General features: G+C 44.6%; 1 pseudogene. It reads left to right on the top strand.

Annotated features, from left to right (window positions below):
- Positions 1-312 (top strand): annotated as a pseudogene (locus FDX11_RS25175) (phage tail protein); the annotation flags it as partial.

The raw sequence follows: 312 nt of genomic DNA, 5'->3' as shown, positions 1-312 counted from the left end.
CTGAATTACGACAAGCAGAACTGGCAGCAGTTATTTTCTGGCACCGGGACCATCACCGTCCGGTTGCCTGATGGTTCAACCTGGACTGGACCTGCATGGAATGGAATCGCATCGACTCTCTCCGGGAAAATGGATAAAAACAAGAATCTGGATGATGTTGTTGATAAGGCTACATCTCGCCAGAACCTTGGACTAGGGAATTGCTCAACGGAAACCTATGACTTAACGAATTACAACTTTACAAATGCCAAGCTACGTATTGCGTTGCAGAATATTTATGATTTAAGGGGAATTGCATCTCATGCCTTAATG

This window comes from Citrobacter sp. wls714, assembly GCF_005281025.1.
Taxonomy (GTDB): Bacteria; Pseudomonadota; Gammaproteobacteria; order Enterobacterales; family Enterobacteriaceae; genus Citrobacter; species Citrobacter werkmanii.
The sequence above is the reverse complement of the archived record's forward strand: the minus strand, read 5'-3'. Positions and strand labels throughout refer to the sequence as shown.